At 64.8% G+C, this 16,830-nt stretch carries 15 protein-coding genes; 3 read left to right on the forward strand and 12 right to left on the reverse strand.

Features of this window, described 5'->3' with window-relative positions:
- Window positions 1-181: 181 nt before the first annotated feature.
- On the reverse strand, window positions 182-1,834 hold the full coding sequence (locus tag BLIN9172_RS15395; RefSeq protein WP_035321537.1) for a monocarboxylic acid transporter: 1,653 nt from the start codon (window positions 1,832-1,834) through the stop codon (window positions 182-184).
- Window positions 1,831-2,172, reverse strand: a complete 342-nt coding sequence (locus tag BLIN9172_RS15400) for a DUF485 domain-containing protein (protein ID WP_025780992.1) — start codon at window positions 2,170-2,172, stop codon at window positions 1,831-1,833. Before BLIN9172_RS15400 ends, BLIN9172_RS15395 begins: the two co-directional genes overlap by 4 nt.
- A 107-nt stretch (window positions 2,173-2,279) precedes the next feature.
- On the opposite strand from BLIN9172_RS15400, the gene BLIN9172_RS15405 reads away from it, so the two are divergent.
- Window positions 2,280-3,161 (forward strand): helix-turn-helix transcriptional regulator, encoded by an 882-nt coding sequence (locus BLIN9172_RS15405; protein ID WP_101555832.1) that lies wholly within the window; start codon window positions 2,280-2,282, stop codon window positions 3,159-3,161.
- Window positions 3,162-3,176: 15 nt separating this feature from the next.
- Here BLIN9172_RS15405 and proC read toward each other — a convergent pair whose 3' ends face one another.
- From proC to BLIN9172_RS15455, 10 genes are all read right to left on the reverse strand, one after another.
- Window positions 3,177-4,013 (reverse strand): pyrroline-5-carboxylate reductase, encoded by an 837-nt coding sequence (proC, locus tag BLIN9172_RS15410; protein WP_101555833.1) that lies wholly within the window; start codon window positions 4,011-4,013, stop codon window positions 3,177-3,179.
- Between the two features lie 114 nt (window positions 4,014-4,127).
- The gene (locus BLIN9172_RS15415) at window positions 4,128-5,129 is read right to left on the reverse strand and encodes a sugar phosphate isomerase/epimerase family protein (protein ID WP_101555834.1); all 1,002 of its coding nucleotides are present in this window, start codon (window positions 5,127-5,129) and stop codon (window positions 4,128-4,130) included.
- A 95-nt stretch (window positions 5,130-5,224) separates the two neighbouring features.
- Complete coding sequence (gene glpK / locus BLIN9172_RS15420) at window positions 5,225-6,757, reverse strand: glycerol kinase GlpK (protein WP_101555835.1); 1,533 nt, start codon at window positions 6,755-6,757, stop codon at window positions 5,225-5,227.
- Between the two features lie 79 nt (window positions 6,758-6,836).
- The gene (locus BLIN9172_RS15425) at window positions 6,837-7,559 is read right to left on the reverse strand and encodes an MIP/aquaporin family protein (protein WP_101555836.1); all 723 of its coding nucleotides are present in this window, start codon (window positions 7,557-7,559) and stop codon (window positions 6,837-6,839) included.
- A gap of 149 nt (window positions 7,560-7,708) precedes the next feature.
- Window positions 7,709-9,427, reverse strand: a complete 1,719-nt coding sequence (locus tag BLIN9172_RS15430) for a glycerol-3-phosphate dehydrogenase/oxidase (protein ID WP_101555837.1) — start codon at window positions 9,425-9,427, stop codon at window positions 7,709-7,711.
- A gap of 203 nt (window positions 9,428-9,630) precedes the next feature.
- A complete protein-coding gene (locus tag BLIN9172_RS15435; RefSeq protein ID WP_101555838.1) occupies window positions 9,631-10,608 on the reverse strand; it encodes a Ppx/GppA phosphatase family protein in 978 nt (325 codons plus the stop codon).
- Window positions 10,609-10,617: 9 nt separating this feature from the next.
- Window positions 10,618-11,445, reverse strand: a complete 828-nt coding sequence (locus BLIN9172_RS15440) for an enoyl-CoA hydratase/isomerase family protein (protein WP_101555839.1) — start codon at window positions 11,443-11,445, stop codon at window positions 10,618-10,620.
- Window positions 11,446-11,467: 22 nt separating this feature from the next.
- The gene (locus BLIN9172_RS15445) at window positions 11,468-12,589 is read right to left on the reverse strand and encodes a bifunctional 2-methylcitrate synthase/citrate synthase (protein ID WP_101555840.1); all 1,122 of its coding nucleotides are present in this window, start codon (window positions 12,587-12,589) and stop codon (window positions 11,468-11,470) included.
- Window positions 12,586-13,491, reverse strand: coding sequence for a methylisocitrate lyase (gene prpB / locus BLIN9172_RS15450; RefSeq protein WP_101555841.1), 906 nt, complete (start codon window positions 13,489-13,491; stop codon window positions 12,586-12,588). Before prpB ends, BLIN9172_RS15445 begins: the two co-directional genes overlap by 4 nt.
- Entirely contained in the window at window positions 13,491-14,987 is a 1,497-nt protein-coding gene (locus BLIN9172_RS15455) for an MmgE/PrpD family protein (protein ID WP_101555842.1), read from the reverse strand. Before BLIN9172_RS15455 ends, prpB begins: the two co-directional genes overlap by 1 nt.
- 195 nt (window positions 14,988-15,182) lie before the next feature.
- Here BLIN9172_RS15455 and BLIN9172_RS15460 point away from each other — a divergent pair, with 195 nt between their 5' ends.
- Both BLIN9172_RS15460 and BLIN9172_RS15465 read left to right on the forward strand, forming a co-directional pair.
- A complete protein-coding gene (locus BLIN9172_RS15460) occupies window positions 15,183-15,722 on the forward strand; it encodes a DUF4916 domain-containing protein (protein ID WP_101555860.1) in 540 nt (179 codons plus the stop codon).
- 61 nt (window positions 15,723-15,783) lie between these two features.
- Entirely contained in the window at window positions 15,784-16,818 is a 1,035-nt protein-coding gene (locus tag BLIN9172_RS15465; protein WP_240812198.1) for a universal stress protein, read from the forward strand.
- Window positions 16,819-16,830 lie beyond the last annotated feature (12 nt).

Here is a 16,830-nt window from a genome sequence, read left to right on the forward strand (position 1 = left end):
GCGCAGCATCCGGAACGGTTCGCGAAACCACCGACGACCCCGGCACCAGCCGAGGTCGTCGGGATCAACCATCGAGAGATAGACACGCTAGCAGCGTGAGTGACTCCAAACAGCTTGACAGGGCGCGGTCCTGATCGGAATCGGGTCGTCTGCACTTCGAACACGCGGTCGGCGAGCGGGGTCAGTGTTCGACGGCCTCCTCGGCGCCGAACCCGGTGTGGGCACGGACGTCCATCTCTGCTGCGAGCTCGGGGCTCTCGACAGTCCGGTCGGTGACCGACGCGATCCAGCCGAGGATGAATCCGAGCGGAATCGAGATGATGCCCGGGTTGGACAGCGGGAAGATCGCGAAGTCGGCACCAGGGATCATTGCGGTCTCGGAACCGGAGACGACCGGCGAGAAGGCAATGAGCACCATCGCCGAGATCAGGCCGCCGTAGATCGACCACACCGCACCGCGAGTGGTGAAGCGCTTCCAGAACAGCGAGTACACGATCGTGGGCAGGTTCGCGCTGGCGGCGACGGCGAAGGCCAGCGCCACAAGGAATGCGATGTTCTGCCCCTGCACTCCGATGCCGCCGATGATCGCGACCGCACCGATGACGATGACCGTGCGACGGGCGATCTTGACCTCCGCATCGGAGTCCTCGACCTTGCCCTTCTTGATGACGTTCGCGTAGATGTCGTGGGCGAACGAGGCCGCCGCCGTGATGGCCAGACCCGCCACCACCGCGAGGATCGTGGCGAACGCGACCGCGGAGATGAAGCCCATGAGGATGGGCCCACCGAGGTGGAGCGCGAGCAGCGGTGCTGCCGAATTCACTCCGCCGGGAGCATTGTTGATCGCGTCGGCACCGACGAGCGCGGCGGCACCGTAGCCGAGGACGAGGGTGAAGAGGTAGAACGCGCCGATGAGCCAGATCGCCCACACCACGGAACGCCGCGCCTCCTTCGCAGTGGGAACCGTGTAGAAGCGCATGAGGACGTGCGGCAGACCCGCGGTTCCGAGCACGAGGGCCAATGCCAGGGAGATGAAGTCGAGAGGATTCTCGCCGTACTTCAGTCCCGGCTCGAGCACCGCCTCACCGACGCCGCCGGCCGCGTTCTCCACTGCCGAGGCCAGCAGCGTGGAGAGATTGAAGCCGTTGAGGGCGAGCACCCAGACGGTCATGGCGAAGGCACCGGCGATGAGCAGGACCGCTTTGACGATCTGCACCCAGGTGGTGCCCTTCATTCCGCCGACGAGGACGTAGATGATCATCAGCGCACCGACGACGGCGATGACGAGCGACTGACCGACCTTGCCGTCGATGCCCATGAGCAGGGAGACGAGACCGCCTGCTCCGGCCATCTGGGCGAGGAGGTAGAAGAAGCAGACCGCCAGCGTCGACAGTGCTGCGGCCATGCGCACGGGACGCTGCTTGAGTCGGAACGACAGCACATCGGCCATGGTGAACTTGCCTGTGTTGCGCATGAGCTCGGCAACGATGAGCAGGGCGACGAGCCAGGCGACGAGGAAGCCGATCGAGTAGAGGAATCCGTCGTAGCCGTTGACGGCGATCGCACCGCAGATGCCGAGGAAGGACGCGGCGGAGAGGTAGTCGCCGGAGATGGCGAAGCCGTTCTGCGGTCCGGTGAACGACCGGCCGCCGGCGTAGTAGTCCGAAGCTGATTTGTTGTTGCGACTGGCCCGCAGGACGATGAACATCGTGACCGCGACGAATGCGGCGAAGATCGTGATGTTGAGGACCGGGTTGTTCTCGACCTCGGTGGTCGCTGCGCTGAGGAGGTCGACTCCCGAGGCGACGAAGTCTCCGATAGCCAGAGTGCTCATGAGCGGGTTCCTTCCGATTCGGCCAGCAGTCGTTCACGGATCGCCTCCGCGGGAGGATCCAGCTTCTTATTGGCGAACGAGACGTAGAACATCGTGATCGCGAAGGTCGTCACGAACTGCAGCAGCCCGAAGACGAGCCCGACATTGATCTCCCCCACGACCTTCGTCGACATGAAGTCATGAGCGTAGGTGCTGAGGATCACGTAGAGGAAGTACCAGACGAGGAACGCGATCGACAGCGGGATCACAACCGAGAATCGTTTGCGCTTGAGGGCCTTGAACTCCGGGCTCTCCTCCTCTGCGAGGAAGTCAACTCCGGTGTTGACAGGGTCAGTCATTCTTTCTCCTTTGAATGGACAGAACATCAGTGTCCTGAATCACATGACCCCAAGGTAACGTTCAGCATGCACTGGGGAATACCACCGAAAGTTGGTAGCTTATTCACATGAATGCGCATGCCAAGGAAACGCGGGCACTCAAGGTCGAGACCCGTCGCCTGTTCGTCGAAGCCGTCGACTCCCTGCATGAGAGCGGCACCGGTGACGTCGTCTTCGGAGGCATGGTCGAAGAGGGTTCGGTCGCGGTCGAAGCCGTCGCCGGCGCCGATAAGAACCTGCTCTCGACCCTCATCGTCAGCACCGGACGCGGCCTCGGCGGACGGGCCATGACCGAAGGCACTCCGCAGCTGACCCGCGACTATGAGATCGACCCGCTCATCACCCATCACTACGACGAGGAGGTGCTCGGTGAGGGCATCCGCGTCCTCGTGGCCGTACCCACCCTCCACGGTGGTGAGGTCACCGGCATGGTCTACTGCGGCCATCGCGCGGACTACGACGCCGCCGCCCCGCAGACAGGAGACCTCGTGAGGCGAGTGCGAGAGCTCTCGGTCGATCTCGCTCGACTCGGCTACCGGCAGCAGCCGCTTGGCCCGGTCAAGGAGGAACCGCTCTATCCGGATCTGGACAACGCGGGACGCGAGGCTCTCCGGCACACCTATGCGGAGCTGCGAGCCATCCGCTCCGGCATCGTCGACGAGGAGACCCGGGAGAAGCTCACCGGCGTCGAGGCGCGCCTGGCCGATATCCTCTCCGGGCACAATCCGGAGAACTTCCAAACCCCGGTGCCCGCAGTGCGGCTGTCGCCGAGGGAGACCGACATCCTTTCGCACGTCGCCCTGGGATGGCCGAATGCCCGCATCGCCGAGGCGCTGTCGCTGCGCGAGTCGACGGTGAAGTCCTATCTCAATACGGCGATGGTCAAGCTCTCGGCACGGACCCGGCATGAGGCCGTGTCGATCGCCCGCTCGTCCCACGTCCTCCCCTGAGCGGGGAGAATCGGCTCAGCCGTTGATGACCTCGGAGTTCTCCCGTTCCATCTCCACGGAACGGTCCGCCGCCGCCTGCGCGGCCGCCTCAGCGATATCGAAGATCCCGGAGTCGAGGAACTGCTGGAGACCGGCCAGGGTCGTGCCGCCCTTACTGCTCACGGCCCGACGCTGAGCGGCGGGATCGGGCTTCTCGGTCAGGAGTCGGCCGGCGCCGTCGGCGGTGGCCACGACCATCTGGCGGGCGACGTCCTCACTGAGGCCCTGCTTGACGCCGGCGGCGATCATGGCTTCGGCGAGGAGGAAGAAGTACGCCACTCCGGACCCGGAGATTCCGGTCATGGCCGGGATCTGTGATTCGTCGAGATCGACGACGAGGCCGGCGCCCGACAGCAGGGACTTCAGTGTGTCCACGCTGGCGGCGGTCACCTCGGCGGAGGGGGCCAGTGCGATGACGCCGTGACCGATGGCACTCGGCGTGTTCGGCATGATCCGCACGATCGGGTTCTCAGGGGCGAGCTTCGCGAGGTCCGCGGCGGCGACGCCGGCGGCCATGGACACGAGCACGGAGTCCGGGTCGAGGTCATCGGCGAGCTCGCGCAGAGTCTCGGCCATCATCCACGGCTTCACGCCGAGGAAGACGAAATCGGCTCCGGACGCGGCTTTTCTGTTCGCGTGGGAATCGTCCTCCACCGAGGTGACCGTGGCGGTGGGCAGAGCCTCGCGGAGTCGCTGCGCCGAGGCGGTCGAATTCGTCGTCGCGCGGACGGTGATGCCCGCGTCGGCAGCGAGGATTCCCTGGATCAGGGCCGTGCCCATGTTGCCGGTTCCGATGGAGGCGATTGTGGTCAAAGCGCGTCAGCCTTTCGATCTGTTGGGTGCGGTGGTCGGTGGGTGTCCGTGCGTTCGGGCGTGCCGGTGCGAGGTCGGACGGATGGAATCGCGACTTCGCTGTCGACTGCGGGGTCAGCTCTCGTCGTCGGCACTGCCGGATCGCGCGGACTTGCTCTCAGAGGTGCGGGTGTGGCTGTGGGCGTTGCGTCGGGGAACATCCTCGTCGAGGCCTAGGTGCTCACGAGCGAAGGCGATGGAGTCGGCGAGCATCTTCTCGCGAGACGACTGTTTGCGGACGAATCGGGTGTTGACCTCGACGACGACGTCGCCCTGCCAGTTGTGTTTGGCCAGGTACTGCAGGGTCTCGGCGACGGGCATGGTGCCTTCGCCGGGAACGAGGTGTTCGTCCTTGAGCGAGCCGGCACCGTCGGTGAGGTGGACGTGACGGAGCTGGTCGAAGATCTCGCCCACCGTCTCCAGGGCGTTCATTCCGGCGGTGGAGGCGTGGGAGAAGTCGAAGGTGAGGTCGTCGTAGTCCTCGTCGAGGGGGTTCCAGTCGGGGTAGTAGACCTGGATCTCGCGCAGGCCGGCCCGCCAGGGGTACATGTTCTCCACGGCCAGTTTCACACCGGTCTCTTGAGCGACCTGTCGGACGCCGTCGACGAAGCCGAGGGCGTATTCGCCCTGCCACCGGAACGGCGGGTGGAGAACGACGGTGTCGGCGTTGACTTCTTTGGCGAGATTCGCGGTGATCCGCAGCTTCTCCCAATGGTCTTTGTGCAGGACCCGCGGCAGGAACAGCAGGGTCGGAGCGTGCAGGGAGATGACGTCGAGTCCGGTGTCGCGGGCGAGTCCGTTGATGAGGTCGACGTCGCGGGTCTCGGTGTTGTGGGTGACCATGATCTCGACACCGTCGTAGCCATGCTTGGCCGCCTGGGTGAAGGTCTCCTCGACGGTCATGGGTGAGACGGAGGAGCTGGAGAGTCCGAGTCTGATCCGATTCTCGGAGACGTGATGGGCGTCCTTCTCATAGACGTCGTGTTCGTCGAAGTACTCCTTGTGGCGCCTCGAATTCGAGCGCGCAGAATTCTTGGTGGTCAACACCTTCCGCTGGAACTTCGACTTTTTGCTCATCACGTCCAGTTTAACGCGGACTCCCCGCCCCAGAACTACCCGACGGCGGCCCAGCAACCTCGCGCGAGGTTGCTGGGCCGCCGTCGGGTAGTAATTCAGCCGTAGAGGGTTTCGGTGTCCTCGTCGACCCACCCCTTGGAGCGTTCGACGGCCTTGTTCCAGAGGCGGTAGAGACGGTCGACCGTCTCGTCGTCCATCGACGGGTTCCAGCGCTTGCCCTCACGCCAGTTGCCCTTCACGTCGTCCTCGCCGTTCCAGAACTTCACGGCGATGCCCGCCGCATAGGCCGCGCCCAGCGCCGTGGTCTCGATGACCTCGGGACGGATGACGGGCACGCCGAGGAGGTCGGCCTGGAACTGCATGAGAGTCTCGTTCGCGACCATGCCTCCGTCGACCTTGAGCTCGGTCAGCTCGACACCGGAGTCGAGGTTCATCGAGTCGAGGACCTCGCGTGACTGGAAGGCCACGGATTCCAGGGCGGCACGGGCGATGTGGTTCTTGTTCACATACCGTGTCAGACCCACCATCACACCGCGGGCATCGGACTCCCAGTGAGGGGCGAAGAGTCCGGAGAACGCGGGCACGATATAGCAGCCGCCGTTGTCGTCGACCTGCTTGGCCAGGGTCTCGACCTCGGGAGCGTCGTTGATGATGCCGAAGTTGTCGCGCAGCCACTGCACGAGCGAACCGGTCACGGCCACCGATCCTTCGAGTGCGTAGACGGCTTCGTCCTCGCCGATCTTGTACGCGACCGTGGTGAGCAGCCCGTTCTTGCTGGCCACCGGCTCGTTTCCGGTGTTGATGAGCATGAAGTTGCCGGTGCCGTAGGTGTTCTTCGCCTGCCCCTTCTCGAAGCACGCCTGACCGAACGTCGCCGCCTGCTGATCGCCGAGGATGCCGCAGATCGGGGTGTCGATGATGAGCCCGTTCTTCGCCCCGTAGCCGTAGATCTCCGAGCAGGACCTGATCTCGGGCAGCATCTCGACGGGGATGCCCATATCGGCCGCGATATCGGGGTTCCAGTCGAGCGTGTCGATGTTCATCAGCATCGTCCGCGAGGCGTTCGTGACGTCGGTGACGTGGATTCCGCCGTTGACTCCGCCGGTGAGGTTCCAGATCACCCAGGTGTCCATGGTGCCGAAGAGCAGGTCCCCGGCCGCGGCGGCTTCCTTGACCCCGTCGACGTTGTCGAAGATCCACTTGGCCTTCGGTCCGGCGAAGTAGGTGGCCAGCGGCAGACCCACCCGGTCCTTGTATTTGTCCGGTCCATCGTCCCCGGCGAGTTCGTCGCAGACCTTCTGGGTTCGGGCATCCTGCCACACGATGGCGTTGTAGACGGGTTCGCCGGTGTTCTTGTTCCAGATCACGGTGGTCTCACGCTGGTTGGTGATGCCCACGCCTTCGAGCTGGTGGCGGTTGATGTTCGCCCGGGTGAGAGCCTGGCCGATCGCCTCGTTCGTGTTCTTGATGATCTCAACCGGGTCGTGCTCGACCCAGCCGGCGCGAGGGAAGATCTGCTCGTGCTCGAGCTGGCCGGACGACACGATCTGCCCGTCATAGTTGAAGACGATCGCCCGCGACGAGGTAGTGCCCTGGTCGATGGCGAGGATGAACTTTTCCTGACTCATTCTGACTCCTGTGTCGAAGTGGTTTGTCTGTGAGCGTGCTCAGTTGTGTGTGAGCGTGCTCGGTTGTCTGTGATCGTACTCAGACGAATGCCTGGGAGGCCAGGCCGGCGACGACGCCGCCGACCAGCGGTCCAGCGATCGGCACCCACGAGTAAGCCCAGTCGGAGCCGCCCTTGTTCGGGATCGGCAGCAGCGCATGCATGATACGAGGTCCGAGGTCACGAGCTGGGTTGATGGCATAGCCGGTCGGTCCGCCCAAGGAGGCGCCGATGGCGACGACGATCAGTGCCACTGCCAGCGGCCCGAGCCTGTCCGGTGTTCCTCCGAACAGGAGGATGACGATGACGAGCACGAAGGTGGCGATGACCTCGGTGACGAAGTTCCACCCATAGGAGCGGATCTCCGGGCCGGTGGAGAAGGTGCCGAGGATGTTGCCCGCGTCCTTCTCCTCGTCGTAGTGCTTCTTGTACACGGCCCAAGCGAGGACGGCACCGAGCATCGCACCGATCATCTCCGCCGCCAGATAGGCGACAGTGTGACCGAAGGTCACGGCGATGCCGGGAGCGTATTCGTCGGCTCCGCTGGCGAGGATGCCGAAGGTCACAGCCGGGTTGAGGTGCGCTCCGGTCTTGTAGGCGACGAACACACCGGCGAAGACTGCGAGGCCCCAGCCGAAGGAGATCAGCAGCCAACCGCCGCCGTTGCCTTTGGTCTTGGTCAGGACGACGTTGGCGACGACACCGACGCCGAGCAGCATGAGCATCGCCGTTCCGGCGATCTCGAAGAGGAAGATGGTGCCCATATCTCACAAACTCCTATTGTTTGTCTTTCCGGTGGGTGCCCCGGTCGATGGTCGACCCGGAGGGTGCTCCGAGGTCGGTCGATATTCGATTGTCGGTATTCGGTCGTGGTCGCGCACTTCGCTGTGAACGGTTCGGGGCCGTGAACGGTTCAGTGGAGGGTCGCACCGACCAGGGCCGCCGCCGAGGCGTCATCGTCGGTGGACTCGGCCGCGACCTGGGCGTCGACGTGGGTATGGAAGTCCTCGACCTCGGCTGTCCGACGGTCGTCGTCCCAGCCGAGGACGGGTGCGACGATGACCGCGACCGCCTCGGCGGCGGTCTTTCCCCGGTCCCGGGCTTCGTAGTTCAGCCGCATCCGCCTCTCGAGGATGTCGCCGAGGTGGACGGCCCCCTCCGCGGCGGCCGCGTAGTGGGCTTCGACGCGCAGGTAGCGCTGCGCGCCGTCCAACGGCCGACCGAGTTCCGGATCCTCATCGACGAGGTCGAGCAGCTCCTCGATGAGTGTGCCGTAGCGGCGGATGAGACGTTTGACGCGGTCTTCGTCCCATCCGTACTTCTCCGCGATCCCGGACTGGCCGCGCCGCAGCGCGCCCACCCCTTGGGCACCGAGCAGCGGCACGGATTCCGTCAGCGACCTGCGATCCTTCGCATCGTCGCCGAGGACGAAGTCGACGGCGTCTTCGGCCATCACTCGGTAAGTGGTGAATTTGCCGCCGGCGATCGCGGCCAGGGCCGGTTCGACTTCCATCACGGTGTGTTCGCGGGAGACCTTCGTCGAGGCCTGTCCTTCTTTGACCACCGGTTGGAGCAGCGGGCGCAGTCCGGAGTAGACGCCGATGACATCCTCGCGGGTGAGTTTGTCGGCGAGGATGGCGTTGGCGTGTTCGAGCAGGTAGTCGATGTCCTGCGAGGTCGCGACCGGTGCGTCGACGTCTTCGTTCCACGGGGTGTCGGTGGTGCCGATGACCCAATAGCCTTCCCAGGGGATGACGAAGAGGACGGATTTCTCCGTCTTCGAGATGATTCCGGTGTTCGGGTCGGCCTTGATCTTGTCCTCGGCCACCGTGATGTGCACGCCCTTGGAGGCGAGCACCTTGAGCCCGGCATCGGCCTTCGCCAGATCCTGCTGCTCTTCGGTCCATACGCCTCCGGCGAGGATGGTGCGGCGGGCGTGGATGTCGAATTCCTCACCGCTGATCTCGTCCCGGGCGTGCACGCCGGTGACCTGGTCACCGTCGTGGAGGTAGCCGATGACGGAGACGTGGTTGGCGGCAGCGGCTCCGTAGCTCACAGCCGAACGGACGAGGGTCATGACGAAGCGGGCGTCGTCGACCTTCGCATCGTAGTATTCGAGAGCTCCGACGGCGGCGTCATCGGCCAGGCCCGGGAAGTGGGAGCTCAATGCCTTCTTGCCGAGGTGACGGTGCATCGGCACAGCGCGTTTGCGGCCGGGCCGGGTGGCCATCGTGTCGTAGAGCAACACTCCGGAGCCGATGAAGGCCCGGTCGATGAGGCGGTGTTCGAAGGGGAACACGAAAGCGACGGGTTCGACGAGGTGGGGTGCGGTGTGCTGAAGCAGCAGATCGCGCTCCTTCAGCGCCTCGGCGACGAGCTTGAAGTCGAGCATCTCGAGGTAGCGCAGTCCGCCGTGCATGAGCTTCGACGAGCGGGATGAAGTACCCGAGGCCCAGTCCTTCGCATCGACGACACCGACCTTGAGCCCGCGGGTAGCGGCGTCGAATGCCGATCCTGCTCCCGTCACTCCCCCACCGACGACGAAGACGTCGAGCGGGTCGGCCGCGCTCGTATTCTTCAGTGTCTCGAGTGCCTGGTCACGGAAGTTCGGGGACAGCTCACCATTTCGCATCGGCAGAAGCGCGCTTTCTTTCAGACTTTGTTGTCATTCACCATTGTCACCCCAGCGGTTGATGCCGAGGGCGCACTGCGGCGAATAATCACAAACTAGCAGGCTATTCTGAACGGCGATACCGACCGGTAGCGAAAGCCTGCTGAGATCGGCGGCCGAAGCGCGGCGTGACGGGCAGCCGTTGCGAGGTCTGTGAGGGCGGCTCAGTCGAGGGCGGAGACGGTCTCCACGCGCATCGCCGAGGACTGCTCGGCAGAGTCGAGGAGGTCGAGTTTGCGCATGATGATGCCTTCACGCAGCGCCCATGGGGAGATGTTCATGACGCCGATGTCGAAGATCGTGAAGGCCGCCTCGGCGACGATCGCTCCGGCCAGCACCTGACCGGCACGCGCCTCGGAGACGCCGGGCAGGGTCGCCCGCTCTTCGGGGGTGCGGGATGCGAGGGTGTCGATGATGCCCTCGAGGTCGCGGCGGAAGAGCTTCCTGGGAGCATAGATTCCGTCGCCGCTCGGAGCGGCACCGGCGATGCGCGCCAGGGAGCGGAAGGTCTTCGACGAACCGACGACCTGGTCGGGCACTCCGACCCGATTGATGTCGCCGGCGATGCGTCCGATCTGCGCCCGGGCATGTTTGCGCAGGCGGTGGATGTCCTCGGCGGTGGGCATCGGGTCCGGGAGGAAGTCCGAAAAGGTGCGTCCGGCGCCGAGGGGAATCGACACGGCCGCCTGCGGGTATTCGTCCTGACCTGCCGCGATCTCCAGTGATCCGCCGCCGATGTCGAGCAGCAGGATCTTTCCGGCCGACCACCCGAACCAGCGACGGGCGGCGAGGAAGGTCACGCGGGCTTCGTCGCGGCCCGACATGACGTTGAGGGTGACCCCGAGCTGAGCGTTGATCGATTCGATGAGACCGATCCCGTTCGGAGCTTCCCTGACCGCCGAGGTGGCGAATGCGAGGATCTGCTCCGCTCCCTGATCCTCGGCGATCTCGACGGCATCGGTGATGAAGGAACGCAGCCGTTCCTGCCCTTCGGCATCGATCGATCCGTCATCGCCTAAGTACTCCGCGAGTCGGAGCACCTCCTTGTGCGAGGTGGCCGGCAGGGGCGGTGCTCCGACGTGAGCGTCGACGACCAGGAGGTGGACGCTGTTGGAGCCGATATCGAGGACTGCTAGGCGCATTCGCTCAGTTTATCCTCTCCCTGGGACTCCGTGCCCACCGACTTCGGAACCGGTCTGCCAGGCAGTTTTGGTGAAGCCGAAGTCCGGCGGTTCCTTGGCGAAGAACGCTTCCTGACCGCGGGTGATCTCTGCCCGGTAGGCCTCATCGAGCCACCGAGGCGGCTGTGTGTCCTCGGCCAGCTCACCGTCGAGGATCGCTTTGGCTCCGACCTGGCTCAGTCGGGACAGTCCCACGATCCGCTCCCCCAGTGCCTGCGCGGCCTCCAACGGGTTGTCGGAGACTTCGTGGAAGAAGCCGAGTTCGGCCATCTTCTCGAACTTCACGATCGAGGCCGTGATCAGCAGATACCTCGCCCAGGCATCGCCGAGGATCTGAGCCAGGCGCTTCGTGGGGCCGGCCGGGTAGACGAGCCCGAGCTTGGCCGCGGTGACGCCGAAGATCGATCCCGGGGCGGCGATGCGGATATCGCAGGCCGCGGCGATCTCCGTTCCCCCGCCCACACAGTTGCCGGTGATCGCTGCGATCGTCGGGGTCCGCGAGTTCGCCAGGGCCGCCTCGGCGGTGGAGTTGAGTTCCCAGAAGTCGTCGAGCGGCACATTGAGGTCGGCGATGTCCGAACCGGCGGAGAAGTGCCCGCCGGCCCCGGTGATCACGAGCGCACCGATCGAATCGTCGGCGTCGACGTTCGCGATGATCTGCGGCAGCGCCCTCCACATGGGCCGGGAGATGGCATTGCGCTTTTCGGTCCGATCAATGACGAGGGTTCCGACTCCACCGGTGACGGTGAAGTCGAAACCCTCGAGATCGACCGGACGGTATGAACCGTCTCGTCTCATGGGTGTTCTGCCTTTCGAGAGGTCAGCCCCGGTTGTCGGGAACCTCGCGCTGTTCCTCACCGTCGTAGGCGCTCAGGGGACGGATGAGGGCGTTGTTCGCCTGCTGCTCGAAGATATGAGCGGTCCAGCCGGTGATGCGGGCCATCACGAAGATCGGGGTGAACTGCTCGGTGTCGAAGCCCATGAGGTGGTAGGCCGGGCCCGACGGGTAGTCGAGATTCGGGTAGATGCCCTTGCGCCCGACGAAGTCCTCTTCGAAGGTGTTGTACAGATCGAGCAGATCGTTCGCACCCTTGACTGCGACCATGTCCTCGAACGCCTTGCGCATGGTGGGAACGCGCGAATCGCCGTTCTTGTACACGCGGTGGCCGAAGCCCATGATCTTCGCCTTCTTGGCCAGTGCCTCGTCGATCCAGGCCGAAGCCTTGTCGGCGGTGCCGACCTCTTCGAGCATCGCCATGACGGCTTCGTTCGCTCCGCCGTGCAGCGGGCCCTTGAGCGCACCGACGGCACCGGCGACTGCCGAATACAGGTCCGATGTGGTCGAGGTGATGACGCGACCGGTGAAGGTCGAGGCGTTGAACGAGTGCTCGGCGTAGAGGATCATCGACACGTCGAAGCAGCGCACGACCTCCTCGGCGGGAACTTCGTCGAAGACCATCTTGAAGAAGTTCGCGGCGTAGCCGAGGTCCTTCGTCGGGGCGATCGGGTCGAGGCCGTGACGACGACGGTGGTCGATGGCCACGATCGTCGGCAGCTGGGCGTAGAGACGCTCGGCCTTCGCCAGGTTCGCCTCGGCGCCCTCGGTGTCGGCCTCGGGGTCGACGGCGCCCAGGTAGGCCACGGCCGTCTGCACGACGTGCATCGGGTGGCAGTCCTTGGGCAGGCCGAGGATGAGGTCGACGAGCTTGTCATCGACGGCACGCTGGGAGCGTTCGCGTTCCTGGAATTCTGCCAGCTGCGCCTCGGTGGGCAGTTCGCCGTTCCAGATGAGGTAGGCGACGTCTTCGAAGCTGCGCTTGGCGGCGAGCTCCTGCACGGGGTAGCCGCGGTAGGTCAGCGAGTTGGTCTCCTGGACCACTTTGGACACTGCGGTGGTGTCCACCACGACACCGGCGAGGCCCTTCTTGATTTCTTCGGTCACTGGTGACCCTCCTGTGAGAAGTTGAATACTGCGGCGTCGAACTCGTTGTACGCCGAGTAGTCGATCGTGTCATACAGGTCCGCACGGGTCTGCATGCCCTCGAGCAGGTCCACCTGAGTGCCCTTGTCCCGAATGGTCTGCAGGCCCGATCTGATCGCACCCATGGCGATGCGCAGAGTCGTGACCGGGTAGATCACAAGTTTGACTCCGACATTCGCCAACTGTTCGGTGGTGAACAGTTCGCTCTTTCCGAATTCCGTCATGTTCGCCAGGATCGGGACATCGACGCTGGAGGCGAATTTCTCGAACTCTCCGAGATCGCGCATCGCCTCGGGGAAGATCATGTCAGCACCCGCATCGGCATAGGCCTTCGCCCGGTCGATGGCGGCGTCGAGACCTTCCCCGGCGCGCGAGTCCGTGCGGGCGCAGATGACGAAGTTGTCGTCCCGGCGCCCCTTGACGGCGGCCTTGATGCGCTTGGACATCTCGGCCGCGGTCACGACCTCCTTGCCGTCGAGGTGGCCGCAGCGCTTCGGATTGACCTGGTCCTCCAGGTGCATTCCGGAGATTCCGGCGTCCTCGAACTCCTGGACCGTGCGGGCCACATTCATGGCTTCGCCCCATCCGGTGTCGGCGTCGATGAAAGTCGGCAGGTTCGTGACTCGGGCGATGTTGCGTCCGTGGTCGGCCACCTCGGTGAGGGTGGTCAGCCCGATATCGGGCAGACCCATGGCCGCGGAGAACGCGCCTCCGGAGATGTAGACGCCTTCGAAGCCGGTCTGCTCGATGATCTGAGCGTTGATCGGGTTGATGGCGCCGGGGAACTGGACGATCTGATCACCGGCGAGCAGCTCGCGGAACTTGGCGCGGCGCTCGGCGGGGGTTGCCTGTGCGCCGAGCATCAGAAGATGCCCTTCGATCCGCTGTGCTCGAGCCCGTCGACGACGAAGCTGAGTTCGCCCACGCCCTTGGCGTCGAGGCTCTCGAGGTTCTCGGCGAGGTCGATGAAACGGGCCTGCTCCGAGTCGGAGACGATGCCCTCGGCCAGAGTCTTGAACTTCTCGATGTAGTTCGCACGGGCGAAGGGACGCGCTCCGAACGGGTGGGCGTCTGCGACGGCGATTTCGTCGGTCAGCGTCGAGCCGTCCTCGAATTCGATCTCCACGCGTCCGCCGAAGGCCTTCTCGTTCGGGTCGATCGAGTGGTAGCGGCGGGTCCACTCGGGATCCTCGGTGGTCTCGATCTTGTGCCACAGTTCGACCGTGTCGGGACGACCGGCGCGCTCGGGAGCATAGGAGTGCTCGTGGTGCCAGCCCTGGTCCTGCATGGCCACGGCGAAGATGTACATGATCGAGTGGTCGAGGGTCTCGCGGCTGGCACGAGGATCCATCTTCTGCGGATCGTTCGCACCGGTGCCGATGACGTTGTGGGTGTGGTGCGAGGTGTGGATGACGATGCGCTTGATCTTCGTCAGGTCCTCGATCTGTCCGCCGAGCTTGCGGGCGAGGTCGATGAGCGCCTGGGCCTGGTATTCGGCCGAGTGCTCCTTGGTGTAGGTGTCGAGGATCGCGCGCTTGGCTTCGCCCTTGCCCGGCAGCGGGATGGTGTAGCGGGCTTCGGGCCCGGAGAGGATCCAGGCGATGAATCCATCTTCGCCTTCGTAGATCGGGTTCGGGGCGCCCTCGCCGCGCATCGCACGGTCGACGGATTCGACGGCCATCTTGCCGGCGAACGCCGGAGCGTGGGCCTTCCAGGACGAGATCTCGCCCTTGCGCGACTGACGGGTCGCCGTCGTCACGTGCAGTGCCTGCTGGACGGCCTGGAAGGTGACCTCCGTGGGCAGGTGGAGCATTGCGCCGATGCCGGCTGCAGCCGAGGGGCCGAGGTGGGCGACATGGTCGATCTTGTGCTCGTGCAGGCACATTCCCTTGACGAGGTCGACCTGGATCTCGTAGCCGGTGGCCACACCGTTGATGAGGTCCTTGCCGCCGATGCCCTTGTGCTGGGCGACTGCGAGCACGGCTGGGATGTTGTCGCCGGGGTGTGAGTACTCTGCGGCGAGGAAGGTGTCGTGGAAATCGAGTTCACGCACGGCCACACCGTTGGCCCAAGCGGCCCATTCCGGTGAGAAGCGGTCGCTCACCGGCAGACCGAAGATGTTGGCACCGGGAGTGAACGGGTGGGTCTGGGCCTGCTCGCGAGCGTGGGTCGGAGCGGAGCGACGCACGGATGCGGCAGCCACAGAAGCGTTGTCGATGACGCGGTTGATAACCATTTCGGTGACTTCGGAATCGACCGGCGTCGGGTCGGATGCAACCTCGGCGATCTTCCATGCGAGCTGATCTTCGCGAGCCAGGTTCTCTGAGCTCTTGTAGGTGCGGACTTCATGATTGATCATGGATACCCCTTCATAGTCCTTGACCGGAAATGGTCACATAGTGCTGACACAACTGTAGGCCACGACACTCGACAGGTCCCTGCCGGTCGGAAATTTATCTCGACATCAAGATATTTTACCCGAAGCGTGTCCCAGTTCACCACCAGGGTCTCCATGCTCTTCTGCCGCGAGGGATGGTTGTGGGACTATTGGGTCATGACTCGGACTGCCCTGGACTTCGACGAGAACTGGTTCGACGACGCGGAATATGCGCGCCTGCGCAGACGCATGCCGATCCCCTATGTCAACGCCATCCCGGTGCGGGTGGGCGAGACCGGCAATGTCGAACGCATCGGCCTGCTGCTGCGCAGCCTCGAGGACGGCACCCTCGGGCGGGAGGTCGTGGGCGGGCGGATCCGCTTCCATGAGACGATTCGCACCGCACTGGTGCGTCACGCCGAGAACGACCTCGGCCCGATGGCGCTGCCGGTCATTCCGCCGGCGATCAGCCCGTTCCACATCGCCGAATACTTCCCCACCGAGGGCTCGGCCCTGCTCCATGATCCGCGCCAGCACGCGATCGCCATGTGCTTCATCATGGAGGTCCGCGGCGAATGCACTCCGCGGGCCGATGCCCTCAGCCTCGATTGGCTCACCCCCGAGGAGACCATGCGTCCCGATATCGTCGGCGAGCTCTGCTACGGCCAGGAATTCATCCTCAAGGCCGCGCTGGCCCACCTCGGATTCCCGATCTGAGACGTCAGCTCTCACCGACACACTTTTCCACAGTCCGTAGAAATGCCTTGGTAGACTGGCCGTGACGCGGACGATACCGATGGTCGGGGCCGTCGTCGGCGTCTGGCTTGACCAGGCCCCGATGGAGAGGTTCGAGATGTCTGCTCAGTCCCCCATGCCCGAGTCCACCACCGCCGAAGCACGATCGGACGGGCGCAAAGCGTCCGAGTCGGGTCGCGATCGGGAGTTCGGCGTCCTCGTCGGCTTCGACGGCTCCGAACTCGCGGCACTCGCAGTACGCTTCGGCGCTGCGGAGGCCGCCCGCCGGAAGACCGCACTGACCGTCGTGACCGCCTATCCGCTGCCGACGATGATCTATCCGAACATGGCGTCGATTCCCAGCGAGCCGGAAGACGAGAAGGCGAGGAAGCAAGCGGAGAAGACCCTCGCCGAGGCGGTCGAGCTCGTCCGTGACCATCCCGGGGAGAAGAGCTTCCTCACTGCTCCGGGCGATGCCGCGGGGGTCATCACCACGTTGAGTGCCGATGCCGAGATCATCATCGTCGGTGCGCGCGGTCGCGGCGGATTCGTGGGCCGGGCCCTCGGTTCGGTGTCAACCGCTGTGCCGGCTCACGCCCACTGTCCGACGATCGTCATCCCTCACCACGCCACGTCGGCTGAGTCGCATGGACCGGTGGCCGTGGCCGTCGACGGCTCGGAGCCCGCTCGGGTCGCGATGGTCACTGCCGCCGCCGAAGCCGCAGTGCGCGGGGCTCCTCTCGAGGTCATCGCCGTGCTTCCAGCCGGAGAGGAGTGGCTCTACTGGTACCCCGACCTCGAGCTCAGCTCCGAGGCCACCGCTCGTCGGCAGAGGCAGCTGACCGAATCACTCGAGAAGGAAGCCGCGACGCTGGCGGAGCAGTTCCCGGATCTGGCGGTGACCACCTCGGTGCCGGTCGGCGATCCCACGGAGACTCTCGTCGGGATCAGCTCCCGCGCACAGCTGACGGTGATGGGCACCCGCGGGCGCGGACGGATCCGCAGCGCTCTGCTGGGATCCGTCTCGCGCGGAGTCCTCAACCACGCCGAGGGTCCGGTCATGGTGGTTCCGAGCTGAGCGACAGCGCCG

The sequence above is a fragment of the Brevibacterium linens ATCC 9172 genome (genome assembly GCF_900169165.1).
Classification (GTDB): domain Bacteria; phylum Actinomycetota; class Actinomycetes; order Actinomycetales; family Brevibacteriaceae; genus Brevibacterium; species Brevibacterium linens.